Annotated in this window: 20 protein-coding genes and 1 pseudogene; 11 read left to right on the top strand and 10 right to left on the bottom strand. The window is 65.7% G+C overall.

Annotation, left to right across the window (positions count from 1 at the left end; translation table 11 throughout):
* Positions 1 to 103 precede the first annotated feature (103 nt).
* Entirely contained in the window at positions 104 to 544 is a 441-nt protein-coding gene (locus A5753_RS24480) for a hypothetical protein (RefSeq protein ID WP_156656208.1), read from the bottom strand.
* Between the two features lie 109 nt (positions 545 to 653).
* Here A5753_RS24480 and A5753_RS23050 point away from each other — a divergent pair, with 109 nt between their 5' ends.
* From A5753_RS23050 to A5753_RS23005, 11 genes and pseudogenes are all read left to right on the top strand, one after another.
* Positions 654 to 1,112, top strand: a complete 459-nt coding sequence (locus A5753_RS23050; RefSeq protein WP_082971445.1) for a GAF domain-containing protein — start codon at positions 654 to 656, stop codon at positions 1,110 to 1,112.
* Between the two features lie 196 nt (positions 1,113 to 1,308).
* The gene (locus A5753_RS23045) at positions 1,309 to 2,451 is read left to right on the top strand and encodes an acyl-CoA dehydrogenase family protein (RefSeq protein ID WP_067134068.1); all 1,143 of its coding nucleotides are present in this window, start codon (positions 1,309 to 1,311) and stop codon (positions 2,449 to 2,451) included.
* Entirely contained in the window at positions 2,448 to 3,497 is a 1,050-nt protein-coding gene (locus A5753_RS23040) for an acyl-CoA dehydrogenase (protein ID WP_067134063.1), read from the top strand. The genes A5753_RS23045 and A5753_RS23040 overlap by 4 nt, the downstream gene beginning before the upstream one ends.
* Positions 3,494 to 4,258: an alpha/beta fold hydrolase gene (locus A5753_RS23035; RefSeq protein WP_067134060.1), complete on the top strand. Its 765-nt coding sequence runs from the start codon at positions 3,494 to 3,496 to the stop codon at positions 4,256 to 4,258. Before A5753_RS23040 ends, A5753_RS23035 begins: the two co-directional genes overlap by 4 nt.
* Entirely contained in the window at positions 4,255 to 5,016 is a 762-nt protein-coding gene (locus tag A5753_RS23030; RefSeq protein ID WP_067134058.1) for an enoyl-CoA hydratase/isomerase family protein, read from the top strand. Before A5753_RS23035 ends, A5753_RS23030 begins: the two co-directional genes overlap by 4 nt.
* 39 nt (positions 5,017 to 5,055) lie before the next feature.
* A complete protein-coding gene (locus tag A5753_RS23025; protein ID WP_067134056.1) occupies positions 5,056 to 5,424 on the top strand; it encodes a VOC family protein in 369 nt (122 codons plus the stop codon).
* Positions 5,352 to 6,137 (top strand): annotated as a pseudogene (locus tag A5753_RS25270) (BadF/BadG/BcrA/BcrD ATPase family protein); the annotation flags it as partial. The gene A5753_RS23025 and the pseudogene A5753_RS25270, both read left to right, overlap by 73 nt.
* A gap of 84 nt (positions 6,138 to 6,221) precedes the next feature.
* Positions 6,222 to 7,121 carry an N-acetylmuramic acid 6-phosphate etherase gene (murQ, locus tag A5753_RS25265; protein ID WP_067134191.1) on the top strand — a complete coding sequence of 300 codons (900 nt, stop codon included), beginning with the start codon at positions 6,222 to 6,224 and terminating at the stop codon, positions 7,119 to 7,121.
* A 243-nt stretch (positions 7,122 to 7,364) separates the two neighbouring features.
* Entirely contained in the window at positions 7,365 to 7,943 is a 579-nt protein-coding gene (locus A5753_RS23015) for an N-acetylmuramoyl-L-alanine amidase (RefSeq protein WP_255361376.1), read from the top strand.
* An 88-nt stretch (positions 7,944 to 8,031) separates the two neighbouring features.
* Positions 8,032 to 8,262, top strand: coding sequence for a hypothetical protein (locus tag A5753_RS23010; RefSeq protein ID WP_067134053.1), 231 nt, complete (start codon positions 8,032 to 8,034; stop codon positions 8,260 to 8,262).
* A gap of 199 nt (positions 8,263 to 8,461) precedes the next feature.
* Positions 8,462 to 9,490 carry a fused (3R)-hydroxyacyl-ACP dehydratase subunits HadA/HadB gene (locus tag A5753_RS23005; protein ID WP_067134049.1) on the top strand — a complete coding sequence of 343 codons (1,029 nt, stop codon included), beginning with the start codon at positions 8,462 to 8,464 and terminating at the stop codon, positions 9,488 to 9,490.
* Between the two features lie 1,267 nt (positions 9,491 to 10,757).
* Here A5753_RS23005 and A5753_RS22995 read toward each other — a convergent pair.
* The 9 genes from A5753_RS22995 to A5753_RS22955 form a co-directional block, all read right to left on the bottom strand.
* Positions 10,758 to 11,663 (bottom strand): alpha/beta fold hydrolase, encoded by a 906-nt coding sequence (locus A5753_RS22995; protein WP_067134043.1) that lies wholly within the window; start codon positions 11,661 to 11,663, stop codon positions 10,758 to 10,760.
* A 65-nt stretch (positions 11,664 to 11,728) separates the two neighbouring features.
* A complete protein-coding gene (locus A5753_RS25000) occupies positions 11,729 to 12,694 on the bottom strand; it encodes a CoA transferase (protein ID WP_369829347.1) in 966 nt (321 codons plus the stop codon).
* A 106-nt stretch (positions 12,695 to 12,800) separates the two neighbouring features.
* Positions 12,801 to 13,826 carry a serine aminopeptidase domain-containing protein gene (locus tag A5753_RS22985; RefSeq protein WP_231990148.1) on the bottom strand — a complete coding sequence of 342 codons (1,026 nt, stop codon included), beginning with the start codon at positions 13,824 to 13,826 and terminating at the stop codon, positions 12,801 to 12,803.
* Between the two features lie 553 nt (positions 13,827 to 14,379).
* On the bottom strand, positions 14,380 to 15,156 hold the full coding sequence (locus tag A5753_RS22980) for an SDR family NAD(P)-dependent oxidoreductase (RefSeq protein WP_067134037.1): 777 nt from the start codon (positions 15,154 to 15,156) through the stop codon (positions 14,380 to 14,382).
* Positions 15,157 to 15,160: 4 nt separating this feature from the next.
* On the bottom strand, positions 15,161 to 16,603 hold the full coding sequence (locus A5753_RS22975) for an MmgE/PrpD family protein (protein ID WP_067134034.1): 1,443 nt from the start codon (positions 16,601 to 16,603) through the stop codon (positions 15,161 to 15,163).
* 47 nt (positions 16,604 to 16,650) lie between these two features.
* Complete coding sequence (locus A5753_RS22970; RefSeq protein ID WP_064878471.1) at positions 16,651 to 17,070, bottom strand: carboxymuconolactone decarboxylase family protein; 420 nt, start codon at positions 17,068 to 17,070, stop codon at positions 16,651 to 16,653.
* 33 nt (positions 17,071 to 17,103) lie between these two features.
* Positions 17,104 to 18,381, bottom strand: coding sequence for a cytochrome P450 (locus tag A5753_RS22965; protein ID WP_067134031.1), 1,278 nt, complete (start codon positions 18,379 to 18,381; stop codon positions 17,104 to 17,106).
* A 3-nt stretch (positions 18,382 to 18,384) separates the two neighbouring features.
* A complete protein-coding gene (locus tag A5753_RS22960; protein ID WP_067134029.1) occupies positions 18,385 to 18,819 on the bottom strand; it encodes a nitroreductase family deazaflavin-dependent oxidoreductase in 435 nt (144 codons plus the stop codon).
* A gap of 38 nt (positions 18,820 to 18,857) precedes the next feature.
* Positions 18,858 to 20,327, bottom strand: coding sequence for an aldehyde dehydrogenase family protein (locus tag A5753_RS22955; protein WP_067134026.1), 1,470 nt, complete (start codon positions 20,325 to 20,327; stop codon positions 18,858 to 18,860).
* Positions 20,328 to 20,620 lie beyond the last annotated feature (293 nt).

The raw sequence follows: 20,620 nt of genomic DNA, 5'->3' as shown, positions 1-20,620 counted from the left end.
AGAGTGAAGACTTGCACCTCGGCCGACTTTCCTTTCAGAGCGTGCGACCCGCGATCAAGGAGTCCGTGCGGTCGGCTGGTCAGCGCGTCCACGCACGAACCGGTCAGGAGGATCGCGCAACCAGCTGGACCGCCACTGCGATGGTGGCAGCCACCGCAGCGTAGTGCACCAGCCGTAACCAACCGGCTCCGGCGATCGCTCCGACAGCGACCGACAGCGCGGCAGCCCAGATCCCGGCTGCCCACACTGTGCGAGAAGTCGCCCTGCGGACAAAGACACAGGTGCCTTGCAGCGCCGTCATCCGATCGACCTCGTGGCCGGCCGCCCACCGCTCGGTGGGGCGTGCCCATCGGCGATCCGGAAGCACCATGAGGCATACGAACACCAGCACAGCCACAACGGTGATGGCCGTAGCAGCGACGTAGCGGCCCGACTTTTCAAACGCGACGATCGGAAACGACACGGACGTGAGGTAGATCGGCAGCGCTACGAAAAAGCAGATCACGCCCCCGCCCACGTATATCGCGCCCCCTACCGATCCCACGCCCACTGCCAGATGCGGTCCATGTCGGGAGATTAATTCGTCGGTTGCAGCGATGCGGGGCAAAAGGACCGCATCGCGGCGGCTGCGGCGTCGAGGCACGATGTCTCTCATGGTCGCCGTCTACCGCGCGCCGATGCGATCCCGGGACGATGCCGTCGAGCCGCAAGCCACCATCGATCGCGCCCGCCGGCTCGGCGTGTGCGGGTTCGGCCGACGGGTGAGCGGTTCGGCCGAACAGGAGCGGCTCGCCCGTCGGGTCGCCCGCTTCGCCGAGCTCGACGAAGGTTCGTTCGTGTGGACCCACGACACCCACGGGTGGTTCTGGCTGGGCCGCATCTCCGGGCCATACGTCTACGACACCGGCAAAGCCGCTGCGGCGGTGGATTTGGTGCACGTACGACCCTGCGAGTGGCTGTCCATGCCAATCCTGGAGCAGAATGCGCCGGCCGCCGTCATCGCCACATTCGGTCGGGGCGGAAGGAACTTTCAGGAGATCCACCATCCCTCGATCGGCGTTGAGAGTCAAAGGATTTGGGATGCGCGGGCGGATCGTTCCACGGGGAGCTGAGCGCGTGGATAACCCCTACCCGTCAACCTTCAACGGCGAACAGCGCCCACTCACCCGCGACACCCTTGAGGGCGTGCGCGCCGCGAGCGGAAGCCACCTCCCCGCAGGACGCGGCTGCATCGGCTCGATTGGCCATTCGCACCCGAGCGCGGCGGTGCCTTTCCTCGCTTCAGAGTGGGTCGTTAGCCTCCCAGGTATGGTCACGTCGCCTGCCGCGCTCACCGCGGCAGAGCTGGAATTGCGGGAACGGGTTCGGGCATTCCTGACCGAGACGCTGCCCTGGGGGACGTTCGAGCCTGGGCTCGGCATGAGCGCGGAGGTGAATCCGCAGTTCTCCGCCGCGTTGGGCGAGCGTGGCTGGATTGGCATGGCGGTCCCGGCCCGCTATGGCGGCCACGACGCCACCGCCGTCGACCGCTTCATCATTGTCGAAGAACTGCTGCGCTGGGGCGCCCCCGTGGGGCATCATTGGGTGGCCGACCGACAGATCGCCCAGGTGCTGCTTCGCTACGGCACCGAGGAACAGAAGCAAATGCTGTTGCCCCGAATCTGCCGCGGCGAGTTGTGTTTTTGCATCGGCATGAGCGAGCCAGACGCCGGAAGTGACCTCGCGTCGGTCCGCACCAAAGGTGTTCGTGACACGGACGGCTGGCGGGTGTCCGGTGTCAAGGTGTGGACAAGCAACGCGATGCGCGCCGACTTCATGATCGCGCTGTGCCGAACCGGTGACGGCGAACGGCACGCGGGGCTGAGCCGGTTTCTGATCGATATGCGCAGTCCCGGTGTGACGGTCAAGCCGATCCCCTTCCTGAATGGCAGCACCGACCACTTCGCCGAGGTGCTCCTGGACGGGGTTCTGGTTTCCGACGAGATGGTGATCGGCGAAATCGGGCAGGGCTGGGCACAGAACGCCGACGAGTTGGCCTTTGAGCGCAGCGGCCCCGATCGCTGGATCTCGACCTTCCTGGTCGTTCAAGAATTCATTCGCGAACACCCGGGCCTGGCGGCCAGCCGCGAAGGGAGCCGGCTGATCGGCGAACTCGCGGCCCAATACTGGGTGCTACGCCGGCTCTCACTGACCGTGGCCAGGGCGATCGATGCCGGCGACACCCCCGCGGCCGAGGCGGCGCTCATCAAGGAGATGGGCACCCGGTTCGAACAAGACGTCGTGCGCGCGCTGCGGGAGTTGTTGGACCGCGAGCTGGTGTGCGGCCTGGAGCCGGAACCGTCATTGTTCGAACGGTTGTTGCGTCGCGCCGCGCTCGATGCGCCGTCATTCACCATCCGGGGCGGCACTACCGAGGTGCTGCGCTCCGTCGCCGCCAAAGGATTGTCATGAGCGACAACCAGCTGTACGCAGCCGCCGACAAGCTGTTTGCCGCGCACAGCCTTTGGGAGGATGTTGGCGACGCCGACGCCACCGGCTGGGCACCACAACTATGGAATGCATTGCAGCAGCACGGGTTCAGCGATGTCCCCGTTCCCGAGGAGCTGGGCGGAGCCGGGGGCGGCGTTGCCGACGCGATTCAATTGCTCCGCGCCGCGGGAGCGCACGCGGCACCGGTGCCTCTGGCCGAAGCCGGACTTGTCGGCGGATGGTTATTGGCGTCTGCTGGTCTAGCGCTGCCCAAAGGTGTTCGCACGATGCTGCCACCCGCCGCGACGCTGCGTCTCGACGGCGACCGCCTGTTCGGTACGGCGCCGGCAGTCGCGTGGGGTCACCGCGCCGAGCATGTCATCGGACTCGTCGACGGCGTCGTGGTGCTCGCGCCCGGACCGGCCGCATCGTCAGGAGGCCCGGCCGTCAGCCGCGGGGTCAACCTCGCCGAAGAGCCCCGTGACACAGTGATTTTCGATGGTGTTCCGGTAACCGAACGCGCCGAAACACGGGTCACCGAACAATCTCTGAGGGAGCGCACCGCGCTGGGGCGTGCCGCGCTGATGGCCGGCGCGGTAAGTGCCGTCGCGGCAATGACACTGCGCTACAGCGCCGAACGTGAGCAATTCGGCCGCCCCATCGGTCGTTTCCAGGCTGTTCAAGCCCATCTGGTGACCATCCACCAGCAGGCCGCGGTGGTCGCATCGGCCCTCGACGGTGCGGTCGAAGCGGTCGAAGTCGGCCGGGGCGGGTTCGAAATCGCCTGCGCCAAAATGCTTGCCGACCGGGCGGCGCAGTTGGTCACGGCGGCCGCCCACCAGACGCATGGCGCTATCGGTATGACGAAGGAGTATCCGTTGCACTATCTGACTCGTCGGCTCTGGGCATGGCGAGACGAAGCCGGGGGGCATCATCGCTGGGCGGAGCGACTTGGCGCGGCCCTGGTCGCCGATGGCCCCGACGCCCTGTACCCAGCCATTCAGTCAGGCTCGGAGGTGATGTCGTGAACCGGTTGCAGCGCCCAGACGGGGTCACGCTCGCGTATCAGGTGCACAACCCGGACGCGCCGGGCTTGCCGCTGTTACTCACACACGGTTTCGGTGCCACCGCGGGCATGTGGAACCCCAACATCGATGCCTTGAGCGCCGACCGACCGGTGATCGTCTGGGACCAGCGCGGTCATGGCTGCAGTGACGCACCCGAGGACATGGAGCGCTACACCGAGCAGATCAGCGTCGCCGACATGGCGGCCATTCTCGATGCCGCGGGTGCCGATCGCGCCGTACTCGGCGGAATGTCCTTGGGCGGCTACCTATCCCTGGCCTTCTACCTCGTCCATCCGCGGCGCGTGGCCGCGCTGGTACTCGTCGACACGGGGCCGGGTTATCGCAACGACGACGCGCGCGACAAGTGGAACGCGTGGGTGGAACGACGCGCTCGAGAACTTGAGCGCGGCGAAGGGCGCGCCGACGCCTCGGCGGAAGTCGCACAGGCGTTGCATGCGCATCCCGAGGGGCTGCCGCGCGCTGCCCGCGGTGTCATGGCGCAAAAGGACGCCCGCGTGATCGCGTCGCTCGGCAGCATCACGGTGCCCACGTTGGTGGTCGTCGGCGCCCAAGACACCGACTTCCTGGCACCGGCCGGCTACATGCACCGCAAGATCTCCAATTCCCGCAAGCTTGTCATCGACAACGTCGGGCATGCGGCGAACATGGATCAGCCCGAAACGTTCAATGCGGCCGTTCGCGCACTGTTGGAACAGCTATGAGCGCGGTCGATGTCACCATCGAATTCGTCGGCCACGTGGCCACGGTGGAGATCCATCGCCCGCCGAACAATTACTTCGACACCGCCTTGATCGCGCGCATCGCCGACGCCTACGAGCAACTGGACGGCGATGTCGAGTGCCGGGCGATCGTGTTGTGCGCGGAGGGAAAACACTTCTGCGCCGGCGCCGATTTCTCCCAGGCCGCCGAGAATCGCTCGTCGCCGGGCGAGCTCTACGCCCAGGCAATCCGGTTGTTCCGCGCCCGCACGCCGGTTGTCGCGGCGGTTCAGGGCGCCGCGATCGGGGGCGGGCTCGGGCTTGCCCTCAGCGCAGACTTCCGAGTGGCGGCACCCTCCTCGAAGTTTGCCGCCAACTTCAGCCGACTCGGGTTTCATCCCGGCTTTGGGATGACCGCCACGTTGCCGCGTGTCGTCGGCCAGCAGAAAGCCCTCGAGTGGATGCTCACCGGCGAGCGTTTCGGAGGTGCGATCGGTTATGCCGCAGGGTTGTTCGATGAACTAGCCGCCGACGGCGACGTTCGGCAGGCGGCGATTCAGTTCGCCGGGCGTATCGCGGCTTCGGCTCCCCTCGCGCTCACGAGCATCCGGGCCACGATGCGCGCTGGGCTCGCCGAGGCCGTCGTGGCCGCCACCGCCCACGAGCTCGAGGAACAAACGCGCCTTACGGCGACCGCCGACTTCCGCGAGGGCGTGACGGCGGCGGCCCAGCGCCGCGCTCCCGTATTCACCGGTCGGTGAACCTCCACGAGCTCCGCGGGAACCGATACCGTGCAATGCATGCCGCGTGTGGACTACGTCATTCACTACGTCGAATCGCTCAACCGGTCGGTGGCGTTTTACCGCGACGTGATCGGCCTTCAGGTGCGAATCGAGGGCGACGGCTATGTCGAGTTCGATATGGAGAACACGAAGTTCTCGCTTTTTGAGCGCTCGAAGCTGCCGGAGCTCATCGGTCGCAAAGGCGGAAACCCGCCTTGCGGTGAGATCGGCTTCCTGATCGAAGACGTTGATGCCGAAGCGGAACGGTTGAGGCGGCTCGGGGTCGAGATCCTCAGCGGACCGCTGGATCGACCATGGCGGGAACGGACGCTGCACATCGCAGATCCAGACGGCAACATCATCGAATTCGCACAGAAGCTGCGATGATTCTCGCCGTCGACCTCGGCAAGACGTCCTGTCGGGCCGCGGCGGGCGGCCGGCGGGTCGAGGGTGCGGGCGCGCCGGGGCTCGCGACGCCTGGCGGCGTGCGGGCCGCGGAGACGGCGATTGTGGCCGTCGCGCGAGATTTGGGTCCGGCCGACGAGGTGATCGTCGGCGCCGCGGGGGCGCTGGCGGCGCCCGACTCGGCACGCGCACTGGGCGACGCGCTGCTGAGATCGCTTCGGGCGCAACGCGTCACGCTGACCAGTGACGCGGTGATCGCGCACGCGGGCGCATTGAACGGGCAGCCGGGCGTCGTGCTGATCGCGGGCACCGGCGTCGTGGCGCTCGCGATCGACGCGAACGGCTTGCTGCGCACCGCCGACGGCTGGGGTCCGTGGCTGGGTGACGAGGGCGGGGGCACGTGGATCGGCGCCGCTGGGCTGCGTGCGGCGCTGCGCGGCCACGACGGCCGCGGGCCGTCCACCATGCTGCTCGACGCCGCCCGCGCCCGCTTCGGCGCGCCGGAGACCTGGCCCGCGCGGCTCACCGACGCCGCCGCACTCGCGTCCTTCGCGCCCGACGTCCTCGCGGCGAAAGGCGACGCCACGGCGCTGGCGATCATCCGCGCGGCGGCCGAGGCGCTTGCCGCGACCGCCCGCGCGGCCGGGGACGGCCCGGTGGCGATGGTCGGCGGACTGGCGGGGGTCGAAGCGCTGCGCGAGTGGCTCGACCTCATCCCTGCCGCCGGCGACGCGCTCGATGGCGCGCTGCGGCTGGGAGCGATCCACGAGCCGCACGTGATGCGCATGCAGGTGGCCGGCGCGACCCACGGCCTCGATGCGCTCGCCACCGAAGCCGAGCGGCCCGGCCTGGAGGACCTCGACGCGCGGCCCACCGCCGAGGTCGTCGCACTGCTCGTTGCCGCCGAGGCGGAAGCGCACGGAGCGGTGGCGGCGGCGGTGCCGCGGATAGCGGCGGCGGCCGAGGCGATCGCCGCGCGACTCGAGCTGGGCGGCCGCCTGATCTACGCCGGCGCCGGGACACCGGGTCGGCTCGGGGTGCTCGATGCGGCCGAGTGCGGACCTACATTCGGCACCGACCTGGTGCGCGGCGTGATCGCCGGCGGCCCAATGGCTTTGACCGAGGCGATCGAGGGCGCGGAGGATGCGTTCGACCCCACCGATCTCGCGGACCTGACCGCCGCTGACGCGCTCGTCGGGATCACCGCGTCGGGCCGCACGCCATACGTGCTCGGAGCGCTCAAGCACGCGCGCGCTGTGGGGGCCTTAACCGTCGCGATAGTCAACAACCCGAGAAGCGAGGCGTCTGCCGACCTGGTGATCGAGCTGCTGACCGGGCCTGAGGTGCTCGCCGGGTCCACGCGGCTCACCGCCGGGACGTCGCAGAAGGTCGTGCTCAATGCGCTTTCGACGAGCGTGATGATCGCCCTCGGCAAGGCCTATGGGCCGCGGATGGTCGACGTGCGCGCGACCAACGCGAAGCTGCGCCGCCGCGCGGTGCGGATCGTCCGCGACGCGGCCGCCGTCGACGAGGAGACCGCGACCGCCGCGCTCGCCGCCGCGGGTGGGCACGCCAAGACCGCGATCGTCGCCCTGCTCGCGGGCGTCGACGCGACCGAGGCCGCGGCCAGGCTCGATCAGGCGCGCGGACGCGTGCGCGACGCGCTGGGCAGGACATGAGTGAAGTCGTCCCGCGAGCCGGCGTCACGCCCGTATGGTGAGGACGTGTGTGAGCCAGCGCGCGGCTGGCCAGCTCGTGTCAGCCGCCGTCAGCTGCTAGCGCTGGCCGGCAGCGCCGGGGCGGCGTCCCTCGTCGGCGGCTGCTCGACTGCGCCGTCTGAGACCGGCGCGACGCCACCTTCGACACCGGCTCCTCCCCCGACCTCGACGATCAGCGCAAGCCTGGCCGCTACGACTTCGGCAGTGTTGCTATGCCGGGACGCCTGGGGCGCCCGACCGCCCCGCTCCGGAGGGAAGCGCCACACCATCACCCGAATGACCCTTCACCACGAGGCCGTCGTCCTTGGCGAGAACCGCAACGCCCCAAGCCATCTCCGACAGGACCAGCGATACCACCAGGACCAGCACGGGTGGATCGACATCGCCTACCACGTCGGCATCGACCGCAATGGCAACATCTACGAACTGCGGAGCACCGAGATCGCGGGCGACACCGCGACCGACTACGACACGACGGGTCATTTCCTGGTCCTCTGCGAAGGAGACTTCGATCAGGAGGCCGTGCCGGAGGCCCAGCTCCAGGGAGCTGCTCGCGCGTTCGCATGGGCCGCCCAGAATTTCCACGTTTCAACCGAGACGCTGGCGGGCCATCGGGACTTGGCCCAAACCTCCTGCCCGGGTCGAAACCTGTACGCCCACCTTTCCTCGGGTGACCTCAAGCGCCGCATTGACGACATCCTCGGCGCGGGCGGCGTAGACCTCCAGCGGTTCTCCGGACCCGACGCAGCCGCGAGGGTTGCCTCAATCGAGGCCGGCAACTGACCCGCGCTCGCCGGGGCTCGAAGCGCTGGCATGTTTGTAGCCCTGTACCAACGGGCATTTCGCTGAACACGGGTAGCATGGGATCAGCATGTCGGTCACAGATCGCAGCGGTTTCGCCAGCGCCTGTCAGGAGGCCGTGGGGGCCGTCCTTCATGCCATCACCACCCAAGGGGACGAACGCCGAGAGCACCTCTCGGAGGCCAAATCCGCGGTCGACATGGCGTTACGCGATGCCCATAGCGGTGAAGAGTGGTACCTGGCCGAGCACCTGCGCCAGGGAATCAAGGATGTGGAGACCCACCTGCGCGACGCCTCCTGATCGCTCGCCATCGGCACTGGCTAACTCGCGCGGGCGGCCGACCGACTGATCCAAGCTCCCGCAGTCCCTCGGCCGGAAAGGCAGCACAGGTCTCGACACGGCGGCGTCGCCGATCCGCCGACGTCATCCTCGGCGCAATGCACGTTAGTGTGCTCTGGTCGGCCTCATCGAACTGGCCGATAGAAAAGATGAGCAATTCATGACCACAGCAGAAGCGTCGGCGCTCGAATCGCGGGTCGGCCACTACTACCAGATGGACGGCACCTACCTGGTCGGACGCGAGAAGTTACGCGAGTACGCCCGTGCGGTGCAGGACTATCACCCCGCGCATTGGGACGTCGCCGTCGCCGCTGAGCTGGGCTATCCGGATCTGGTGGCGCCCCTGACATTCACGTCGACGCCGGGCATGACCTGCAACCGCCGCATGTTCGAACAGGTCGTGGTCGGCTACGACACCTATATGCAGACCGAAGAGCTGTTCGAGCAACACCGCCCGATCGTTGCCGGCGACGAACTGCACATCGACGTCGAACTGACATCGGTGCGCAGGATCGCCGGCAGGGACCTGATCACCGTGACCAACACTTTCACCGACGCGGCCGGCGAGCGAGTGCACACCCTGCACACCACCGTCGTCGGAGTCACCGCCGAGGATGTCGATCCGGCGATCAAGCTGGCCGTGCCGAACATCATGATGCATGACGTGGACCTCAACGCGGTCGGTGAAGCCGACGACGCGTATGAGAAGACGGTGCGCCCCCAGGGCGAGGTTCGGATCGCCGAGCACGGCAGCACTCGCACTCCCGGGACGCCGTCCTTCGATGACGTGAACGTCGGCGACGAGCTACCGGCGCACCACGCCCGACTGTCCCGCGGGGACCTGGTGAACTATGCCGGTGTGGCCGGCGACGCCAACCCGATCCACTGGGACGAGGAGATCGCCAAGCTGGCCGGCCTGCCCGACGTGATCGCCCACGGAATGCTCACCATGGGGCTAGGTGCCGGCTTCGCCTCCACCTGGACGGGTGACCCCGGTGCGGTCACCCGCTACGCGATACGGCTCTCCGCGCCCGCGATCGTATCGGCCAAGGAAGGCTGCGATATCGAATTCGGTGGCAAGATCAGGTCGCTGGACCCCGCGACACGCAGCGGTGTCGTGCTTGTCGGGGCGAAGTCCGGAGGCCGAAAGATCTTCGGCTTGGCGACGTTGAACGTCCGATTCCGCTGATGCGTCTTGGCGCATTGCTGCGCTTCACGGCTGATGACCGCCGCCGGCGCGCGTCGGCATTAAGGCATTGACCGGCAAGCCTTTTCGTTTGTCGAACGTGGCTGGCTTACGCCTTTGCCTGCACAGCTTCGACAAAAGCGGTTTACTCAGCAGGTCGTCGACGAGCAACTACAAGTAGCCGGGAAGGTAACCGATGTCGATATTCGGCCCCTGGTCGAGTGCGTCGGGAAAAACGCGGACCGAGTATCCGTTGAACGACGATTCTTGCTTGCCGAGCGAGGTAGCGAGTAACGCTGCCGGGCCAATTGGGCGGCACTCGATACCGATCCCAGAACTAGGTGCTTGTTGTGCTGATTAGGTGGTGACGGGCTTTGTCACGAGTGTTGTTCGTGCTGGTGAAGAGTGGTGCCCCCCGTGAATCGAATTTGCAGGTATATCAAGGCTTTAGACGCAAACCTCCTCGACGGAGAGATTCTCCAGCGGTTCACCCCGAATTGCCCGGGGGCGGCGGGCTCGCAGGACTCGTTGGGGTCGTGGGACTTGTTGGGGTGGTAGGGGTCGCAGGCCTCGTCGAGGTCGCAGGACTGGTGGACCGCACAGGGCTCGTCGGGCTCGTAGGGCTCGTCGGACTCGCGGGCGTGGGACTCGCCGGCGTCGGACTCACAAGGCCTGGCCCTTCGCCACACCAGTCCGCCACATCCTTCGGGTACTGCTCGAGCGGCGGAGGACAACGCTGCCCCGGCGGGAAATTGGCGCCGGCGTTGAGCAGGTCGCAGGGCACGTAGACCTGCTTGCCCTTGGGGGTGTTGGTCAGACACTTCGTCGGCGGCTCGCCATGGGCCTCGACAGGAATGATGGCCGCCGTCATCACCGCGGCGAGCGCCCAAGCAAGACGGCGATAGGCCATTAAAGAGCTCCTCGTAAAGCGGTCTCAGGCGTGCCCAACGTGACATCGCCGTCGTTTGACGATTAAAGCCGCTTAGCCCAGGCAAAATCCAACCCGTAGTCCTTTGACGCAGTTGCGGCGCGTACCTAAATTATCGCTTGACCAGCACCTTCTCAGTGGAGCTGCCGGGAATCGAACCCTCCCCAAATTTGCCCCTCACCTGCATAAACGCGGAATTTGAGTACGCGAAAGTACGCGAAACGACCTGCGGATACGCCGCAGGTGTTGATGGCATCAACCACACGCCGGACCGTTCGGCGTCTCAACTCCGCCGCGTAGACCTGCGTGCCCATCAGATGAATTAATCATCGACCGCTTTGGTTACCTTCTGTGTTGAGTGGGTATCGAGGCAAGGAATCCGGTGATCGCTTCGGCCAGTCCACGCGGGTTGCTTGACTGAATGGTGTGACCGGCATCGGTGACCCGGCTCCACGTCGCACCGTCGATCAGGTCGGCGAGCTCGCCGGCGGCGGCGTCGGACACGACCCTGCTGCGGTCACCCCGCAGGACGATGGTCGGGCAATGGATGCGGCGCGCCAACTGCCGCATCTCGTCCCCGACAGGTAGCTGGGTGTTGCCCAAATGGAACTGCGAGTCATCGTATTTGAAGGCCAGTCGTCCGTCGTCGCGCCAGCGCAGGTTGCTCGCCACGCTGTCGCCGCCCGGCCCGTCACCGGCAACGAAATCGTCGACCTCCTCTAGGTCGGCGAAGGATGGCTGCGATGTGATGAAGCCCCGGACCGAGTCGGTTGCGGATTTGTCGAGGTCGGCTCCGAGGTCGATGACGATGAGGCCGGCGAGTTCGGGGACACCCCGAGCAGCCCAGGCCATCGCACCCATGCCGCCCATCGAATGCCCCACCACGACAACTCTTTTCAGACCCAAGAGCTCCGCGGTTGTCGAGATATCGTCGGCTGTGTGCTCTGCGCCGTAGCGGCCGGGCGACCACTGGCTTTCGCCGTGACCACGCAGGTCGAGCGCAATGCAGCGGGCATGGTGACGCAGCAGGTTGCCGACGATGTCGAACGTGTGGGCATGCAGGCCGCCGCCGTGCAGGAAGATCACCGCAGGATCGGCACCGGTGCCTGGCCATTCGAGGTAGTGAACGCCGACGCCGTCGGGGCTGACGATCATTGCCTCGGCGGGCAGGACAAGACCCGCAGGATCGACACCGTGCCGCTGCGCGGTAGCCAGTAGACGGGCGTAGCGGGCGCCGAAGGATTCCATCCGCAGTGTCCGCGCCGTCGGCCTGTCCGGGGCGGTGGAGGGCCGCGGGCGACGGATCCGGTCGGTCACAGGCCCGCTGGGCGGCCGCTGATCGCGCCGACCTCCTCGAGGGCGGACAGGTCGTCGGCCGTCTTCTTCAGTACCTCGGTCAGTACTTCGGCGGTGTGCTGCCCGTAGAGCGGCGCCGGCGTGGTGATCCATCTGCGGGGACGCCCCGCGAAGGTGAATGGCGCGCCCGTCGGGTGCTCGCTGGCCGCCCGTGGGTCCGTGCGTGCCGGCCACGACCCCTCGCCGTTGTCGGCACCCAGATCCGGCGCGAGGGCAAGAGGCCGGACTTGGATAGCCGAGCTGCGGTAGGGGACTCGCGGTCCGACGGCTCCGGTTCGTGATTCGAGGAAGACACCGCGATCGACGAAATGGTCGATCGTCGTTATGGTCTGCGGGCTGGCGATGGGGGCTACCGGAATCCGGAAGGCCGCGGCCCTTTCCACGATGTCGGTGGTGGTCTTGTCAGCGGCCCAGTCGTTAACCATCGCGAGGAATTCGTCGCAGCGCCTGATCCGTCCGGCCATCGACGCCAAGTCGTCGTCGAGCAGGTCGGGGCGCTCGATGAGCACCAGGAAGTCCTGGAACTGCTGCGCCGTGCTAGTGCAGAACCCCACCAACCCATCGACGGTCACGATGGACAGCAGTTCGAGGCTTCGGTTGCCAAGGGCCTGATCGTCGCCGAGCACGCTGGCCGACACCGCCCCCAACGAGCCCATCGCGATGACCATCGCCTCGTAGATGGAGAGGTCGATCTTGGCGCCGGTACCTGTGCAGCCGGCATGGCGAACCGCGGCCGCCCCAGACACCGCCGCGAATGCTCCCGCGGTCCACTCGCCGATGCGCCCGCCTGCCTGCACAGGCATCGAACCCGGCCTGCCCCGGCCGCCGATCGATCCGCACAGCCCGAAAATACCGACATGTCGGGCGGTGCCGTCAACAGATGTGACCGGCTGTTCACAACCGGCTGTCAATTCTACAACCATCTCGCTACGCCTCCTCGGTGGTGACTTCGTGCGGTCGCTACAGACACTGGCGGGCCGATAACCGATGCGGTGAACGCGGCGGTGGATCGGAAAAAGCCACTGCGCACTAGTGATTGGCATCCGCGGATCCACCGAGTAACACCGCTGGCAGCCACGCCGCAATGCGGTCCCAGAGACGAGTGCGCGTGGATGCCAGGTTGTGCGCGTGGGCGGCACCCTGAGCGACGAAGGTGGTGATGTCAATGGCCGACGGGTAGTTCAACGCTTCCGCGCGCGGATCGCTGGCCATGTCACGCACTCCGCCGAACCCGAGGAACACGGGCACGTCGATGCCAGCGGCACAGGCTTCGACGGTGCCCGCCGTCATTATCTCGGCGACCACGCGGACCGGTATCCGCGTGGCGTGCGCTTCGTCAGCGGCGATCACCGGCTCTGGAACATCAGCAGCGTAGAGCATCTCGCGAAGGGGACCGCGCGGGATCGTGCACGATAACGCATCGTGAGCCGCACCGGTCATCGTCCGTATCAGCATCTCGTTTTGTCGCATTGCGGCTTGTAGACCCATTCCCGAATCTGCTGTCGCCACGTGTTGTTCGATCCCACCCGGCGCATTGACGTAGCTGCGGGCGACATAGCCCAGCAGCACCAACGCGTCGAAAGACCGAACCGAACCGTCGCCCGCCTGCGCGGCGAGGGCCAGCCCGGCGCCAAGCGAATGGCCAACTCCCACAACGGGAACCGACATCGCGGGCAGGCTCGAATGCAGTGTCTTACTAGCCGCACGCGCCCGTACCTGGTTGACCACTTCGGCGTCGCCTCGGGCCAGCATCGCAGCGGTCACCTGTCCCGCAGCAACGGGGTCCGTACTGTCGCCCACCCCAAGGTGGTCGACGGCCACCACCACGTACCCGCAGGCCGCGAAGTGCTCGGCGAAGCTGTAGCCGCGGTAACCGTGTACCTGCAGATGCCAGTAGTGCTTGTCGTAGCCGGCCCCGGCCAAACAGACGAGGATGGCGCGAGGCGGGACCGCCTGCTTCGGTATGAAGAGCCAGGCCCGTTGATTGAGCTGCTCGCCCCCTCCGACCGCGGCGGTGACGTTGAAGTCGAGCTCGGCCCGCCGGATTTCACTCACCCTGTCGACAACATCGGCTTCACCCCCTCGCGGCCGCATCGTCAAATCGCGAGGGGTCAATCGACGTCTCTGGTTTGTCGCTTACTCAAGGTCGTTCCTTTCTGACGGGTGGCCGCCGTGCCGCCTCGCGGCGATGATCGGGCCCACGTGGTTATTCCGGGCGGGGATCGAGCATGAGCTCCTGCCACGTCTCGGCCGTGTGGGGTCACAAAAGATCCGGTGGGCGGGTCCATAGGTGGAGAACCCCGCCGCTGCAAGCCTTGCGAACAGAACCCTGTGTCGGTAGGTGTGCATGGTGGCCGCCTACTCAGCAATTGGTTCGAAATGACGAAAGCTTGCGCCAGACAACGGTTCCTCGGCTGAAAGTGCCTCGTTTCCAAGGGCAATCACTAGCTGGTTAGCCCGAACACAGCCACCCGATCCTGGTTGAGATCCCAGGGCCGCCATCACCGGATGCCCATCGGGACCGTCGGGGTGCCCGGCCAGTGAGCTGCTGAACCGGCACTATTCGACTTCCTTCGCTGACAGCTAGTTTGGCCCGCCTACAGGCGGACTACTTGGCGACGTAGCCGCCGTCGATGGGCAGCAGCACCCCGGTGATGTTCTTCGCCTCGTCGGAGCTGAGGAATACCGCCGCGTCAGCGCAGTCCTCTGCCGTGATGACCCGACCAAGGGGATGAAGCTGCGCGACGTAGTCCACCACGTTCTGATCGGCGGGTTCGAATTTCTTGTCGTCGGTCGCCGAAAAATTCGTCAGCGGCATGCCGGCCGGGCAGATCGCATTCACCCGAATGTTTTGCGCGGCAAACTCAATGGCAAGACCCTTCGTCAACTGGTTGACCGCCCCCTTGGTCGCGCCGTAGAGGACGCTGCCGAAGCCGACCATGCCCGCGACCGAGCCGGTGTTCAGGATCACCCCACCGGTGCCCTGCTTCTTGAACTGGCGGATCGCGTACTTGCTGCCGTAGAAGACACCACTGACGTTGATCTGGAGCAATTTCTGCCACTCCGCGTCGGTGAAGTCCTCGGCCGTGCAACCGGGCTTCAGCCCAGTGATCCCGGCATTGTTGTGCATGATGTCCAGTCTGCCGAAGTGGCTCACCGTCGCGGCCACCACCGCCTCGAGATCATTTTCGACGGACACGTCGCAAGGAACCCCGATCACCGAACTCTCAGCGGCACCGGCGAGTTCGAGGGTCTTGTCGATCCAGTCTTTACGCACGTCGGCGCACACGACCTTCGCTCCCTCTACGAGGAAGCGAAGAGCCGTGGCACGCCCGACGCCGGAACCCGCCCCAGTGATGATGGCGACTTTGTCGTTGAGTCGCATCGTCTCAGCGCCGGCTTCCGACTCGGTGGAAGGTGAGAATGTCCATCAATTCCAGGATGTCGCGCTGCCGGTCGAGGTTGAGCACGAGGTCCTCGACCCGGTCGGCGGTCGCGGTGTCCAGCATCCACTCCAAGTATGGCCTGCTGACCTTGCGGATCTCCTCGGTGCTCAGCGGAGCTTCCGGGGAACCCAGCCAGCCGTCAAGACGCTTGGAGTAGGTCTGGCCAGAGGTAGTGGTGACAAACACCTCTGCACCCGGGTCGTGCACACCGAAGTCTTCGTGATCTCCGGTAGCGACGATCTTGCCCATCGCCTCGCGGTAGCGCGGATCCTGAAGTGAGGAAAGGTCTTCGAAGGTCTGGTCGCTGATCCTGCCCTTGAGCATCACTTCGGCCAGTAGATAGTGCACGCTGAATCGCGACCCCTGCAGGTCAACCGGGTTCGGCGTGATGCCGACGGCCAGGTTTCCGATCACGCCCTGGCGGGTCTTGACCGACTCGATGTCCTCGTAGCTCAGGTTGTGCTCAGACATGAGCAGCCCCAGCGCGTCGATCGACGTATGCGCGTAGGTACAGGCCGAGTACTTCTTGATGCAGGCCCGATTGATGCGGTACGGCGCGATGCCGAGATCGGCATCGATGATCGACAGATCAATCTGGTTATTGGCGATCAACGGTGCATACAGGCCGGACTTCCCTTCCAGCACACCGAGCTCCCCGGTGGCGCCGAGCCGCGCCAGCAGCGCCGACTGCACGCCCATCTTGGCGGTGTGACCCGATTCGATGAAGTGGGTGTCGCAGCCGGCCTGCCCCAGGCCACACGCCCAGGAACCCGCCATGGTGATGGCGTGCTCGGTGCGCTGGGCGTCGAGTTTGAGCAGTTTAGCCGCCCCCGCCGCGACCCCGAGCGGACCGAACCAGGTCGGGGGGCAGATGTGCACCGACATCAGCGCCTGACCGGGACCGGCAGAGTTGTACCGCGAGGCCACTTCCCACGCGGAGATCGCCGCGGTGATCAGGTCCTTACCGCTCGAGGTTTGCTTCTGCGCCAGCGCGAACAGGCCCGGCAGCACCCAGTAGGCACTGGTGAAGTTGGGCATCTCGTTGTCCTCGAGTTCCGAGGAGTGCGCGAACGTGGCATTGGCGAACGCGGCGTTCTCCACCGTCGTGCGGTAGCCGGCGCCCACCACACCCGCGTCGGGAGCGCCACCCTGTTCGGCATAGTAGGTGGTCAGGATCCGGGCCGCGGGTTCGCGGCACCCGGCCAGCATGCCCGCAATATTCTTGAGCAGCAGCGCCTTGGTGAACTCGACGGTCTGCGGATCGAAATCCTTGTAGTCGACCCGCTCGACCCATTCAGCGACGTTCTGCGCCCGGCGCTTCTGTGGATCCTTATTGGCCTTAGCCTCGACGTATTCTTTCCTGGCATCTTCCAAAGTGTCAGTCATGACGCTTCTCTCTTTCCGATCTTGTTGACTGTTGATGGTTTTGGAGTTCAGCTGTTCTCGGCTGCAGCCTTGGTGAACAGTTCCTGGATGGCCTCCCCTGCGACGCGCAGCGCTTGCACAGCTTTGGGAACGCCGATGTAGGGAATCAGATGCAGGAGGATCTCAAAAATGTCCTCATGGGAATGCCCATTGGCCAAGGCGGCCTCGACGTGCAACTTCAATTCCTCTGGGGCACCCATCGTGGCCAGCGACGACAGGCAGATCACGCTGCGTGTCTTGAAATCCAGGGTGTCACGCGCCCAGGCATCGGCATAGCAATGTTCGACAGTGATGCGCTGGAAATCGTCGACGGCCTTGAAGCCGGTCTCCCTGGTCTTGTCCCGCCACGAGGGACCGAAAATGTTGTCGAGGATCCCCGCACCTGTCTCATAGCGGGACGATTCTTGAACGGTGCTCTCAGTGGTCACGTGATGGCCTCTTCTTTTCTTTGTGGTTGGTTGTCATTTAGGAACGCCCGGTAGATCCCAGACCACCGGAACGCTGGTGACCCCCCGTTCGTACATGCCGATGATGCGCGGGGTCTCGGCATCGGGGTCCAACCGCAGGCCGGGCAGCCGTTGAGTCAATGCCGTTATCGCAGCAGAGATTTCAGCGCGTGCGACATGTTGACCCAGACAAACGTGGGTTCCCCGGCCGAACCCCAGATTCGGCTGAATCGGCCGGTCCGGGAGAAACTCGTCGGGGCGGTCCCAGCGCAGCGGGTCCCGATTGGCCGCGGCGAAGCACGCATGCACAACCGCACCCTTCGGAATACGCACTCCCCCCAGCGTGGTGTCGCAACGCGCGAACCGCCCGAAGGCCGGATCGGTCGGCATCCACCGCAATGTCTCCTCGACAAACGGATGGACCAGTCCCGGGTCCGCCACCACGCGTGAAAGCCACTCGGGGCGCTGCAGCAGCGTCAGCATCGTGATGCCCAGTTGCTTCCACGTCGTGCCAGAGCCGGCCGCCAACAGCAGCAGCGAGAACATCTGGACTTCCGCGTCCGAGAGATGGTGCCTGCTGCCGTCCTCGTCTTGGAATTCCTCACTGACCAGCATGCTGATCAGGTCGTCGCGCGGTTCAAGCCGACGGGCCTCGACGATCGGTTTGACGATCTCGGCGATCGCCGTAATTCCGGCGGCGTCGGAGACGATCGCGGCGCGCACCTGCAGCGCCTCCTCCACACTGACGCCGAAGCTGCTACAGATGGTCAGCAACGGAATCGGTGCGAAGAACTCGACGTTGAGGTCCGACTTGCCCTTGTGCGCAATAAGATTGAACAGCGCTTCGACGATGTCGTCGATCCAGTTGTCCACCCACCAACCGGCCCGCTTGGGTGTGAACGCATTTCGCACCAACGATCGCAACCGGCGATGGCGCTGGCCGTCCATGAACAGCAGCAGCGCCTGACTCTCGTACTCTGCCGATCCCGGTTCATGCTGGGACGCGGCGAAGGTTTCCGGATCCTGCAGCATCTCACTGCACGTGGCGTAGTCGAACGCCGTGAAGTGCGGACGATCGTCGAACGGGAGACCGGAAAAGAACGCGGGTCCGTCATAACCGACGAGCTCGCCCGGGGTGCCCGCGTGTACCGGCCCGCTCTCCCGTAACTCGTTGAAGGCGGGGTAGGGATCGTCTTCAAACGACCCGCCGCGCATCTCGTAGACCTCACTGCGCAGATCGAACAGCTCCTTAAGCCGCTTCGGATCGAGCGCAACTACCTCGTTGGCCAGCATCTTTCAGGCCTTCTCCAGCACCACGACGGGGATCACCCGGTCGGTGCGGGTCTGGTATGTGTCGTAGCTGGGCCACGCCTCGGCCATCAACTGCCACAGCCGCTCGCGTTCCGGCCCCTCGGCGGTGCGCGCAGTGGCCTCGAAGCGATCACCCTTGACCTGTACGTGGACTCGTGGGTTAGCCACCAGGTTCAGGTACCACTGCGGATGCGCGGGGGCTCCGCCCTGCGAGGCGATCACGACGTATTTGTTGTCGTCATCGCCGTCGGCAGCGCAGATCAGCGCCGTGTCTCGCTGCTGGCCGCTGTGGCGGCCAATGGTGGTCAGGATGAGAGTCGGCACACCGTTCCACAGGTAACCGACCTCACCGCCGGTCTCGCGGTAGCGGCGCACGTGGTCGGCACCGAACAGCGAGAGGTCGAGATTGGGGGTCGACATTACTGTATTCCCTTCAGCAACAAGTGAATTTGAAGTGGTCAAGGTCCAACGACCAGGTGTTTGACCTCCTGGTACTCGCGCAGGCCAGCCACACCGCGTTCCCGACCGATCCCGCTTTGCTTATAGCCGCCGGTCGGCGTGTACGCCGTCGGGGCCCCACGGTTGACATGCACGGTGCCCGACCGGATCCGTTGTGCGACGGCCACTCCGGCCGGCAGGTCGGCGGTATAGACACCCCCGCCCAGTCCGTATTCAGAGTCGTTGGCGATGGCCACCGCCTCTTCAAGGTCGCGGTATCCCTGAATCGTGACCACGGGTCCGAACACTTCTTGCTGCGCAACCGGATTGGAGTTGTCCTCAATGCGCAGCACGGTCGGCTCGATGAAGTACCCCCGTTCCAGGCCCGCGGGCCGCCTTCCTCCCGCAACTACTTGCGCACCGGCCTTGATGCCGGCGGCAATGAGATCCTCGATCCGCTCTCGCTGCCGAGCCGAGATGACCGGACCGATCATTGTCTTCTCGTCACTGGGGTCACCGACGGGCAGGAACGGAAGAACTGAGGTGATCTTCTCCAGCGCGGCGTCCACGGCGTCTTGCGGTACCAGGACTCGGGTCTGAGCGGTGCAGGCCTGGCCAGAATGCGACGCGAACACGGTGAGGACTCCCGTCCCGACCCGCTCGAGCGCGTCGGGCAGGTAGAGCTGGACTGATTTGCCGCCCAGTTCCAGGATCATGCGCTTCACGGTCGGCGCAGCCTGTGCGCCGATCTGGCGCCCGACGACCGTGGACCCAGTGAACGAGACACAATCGACGCGCGGATCGCCGGTGAGCTGCAGTGCTCCCGAGGTGCCCTGCTCGACCACGACGTTGAGGACGCCGGGCGGCAGATCCGCGGCAAGCGCAGCCTCACCGAGGGCCAGCGCAGTCAACGGGGTGAGCGGACTCGGACGCAGGATCACCGAGCAGCCGGTCACCAGCGCCGAGAAAACTTTCCAGATATTGGTCTGCAGTGGGAAGTTGTACGGGGTGATGGCGGTGACCACGCCGACAGGCTCATAGCGACGGATGCTGAGCAGAACGTCTTTGGCGGTCACCAAATCACCCAGCGGCATCTCGTTGTGCTCCCACTGCGGCAGACCACTGAAAAGCTCGGGGAGTTGACGCGCCTGGTCCAAAGCCATGCCCACTTGAGCGATGCGGGCGATTCCCAGCGGGGCGCCGACCTCGTGGACGGCCGTTTCAACCAGCTCCTCGCGGCGCTCCTCGAGCCATTGCGCCATCCGTCCGAGCGTCTCCAGGCGCTCGGACACCGACCTGTCCGCCCACACACCACAGTCGAAGGACCTGCGCGCGGCGGCGATGGCCATTTCCACCTGGTCCGCTGACGCGGTCGCCACGGTGGTGAGAATCTCCTCGGTCGCCGGGTCCTCGACCGGCAACGCCACTCCGTCGCCGGCGACGGCACGGCCGTCGAGCAGCAACCGGTCCACCTCGAGGTGAACGACCATCCCTAAAACACTCCCGTGATTGCTATTATTTCAGCGTTGTAGATGATATTTAGACACAGTAGACGATACTATGGCGCTGCAGCAAGAATTGGGAGCGGGCGAAAGACCAACGCTCGACGTGGTGCTGCGTCACTCGAGACGGGCACGACCGCGAGGGGACTAAGAAAAGGATGCTGCCGGCGCCTCTCAGGAGGCCCGAGGACCTCTCCAACGCCGGGGGCGGACGGTGGCCGATGACCACAGACCACTTTCACTCGATGCAAGGGGGGTGACATGCAGATCGGCTAAATCGG

The sequence above is a fragment of the Mycobacterium sp. 852002-51971_SCH5477799-a genome (assembly GCF_001667145.1).
GTDB lineage: Bacteria > Actinomycetota > Actinomycetes > Mycobacteriales > Mycobacteriaceae > Mycobacterium.
The sequence above is the reverse complement of the archived record's forward strand: the minus strand, read 5'-3'. Positions and strand labels throughout refer to the sequence as shown.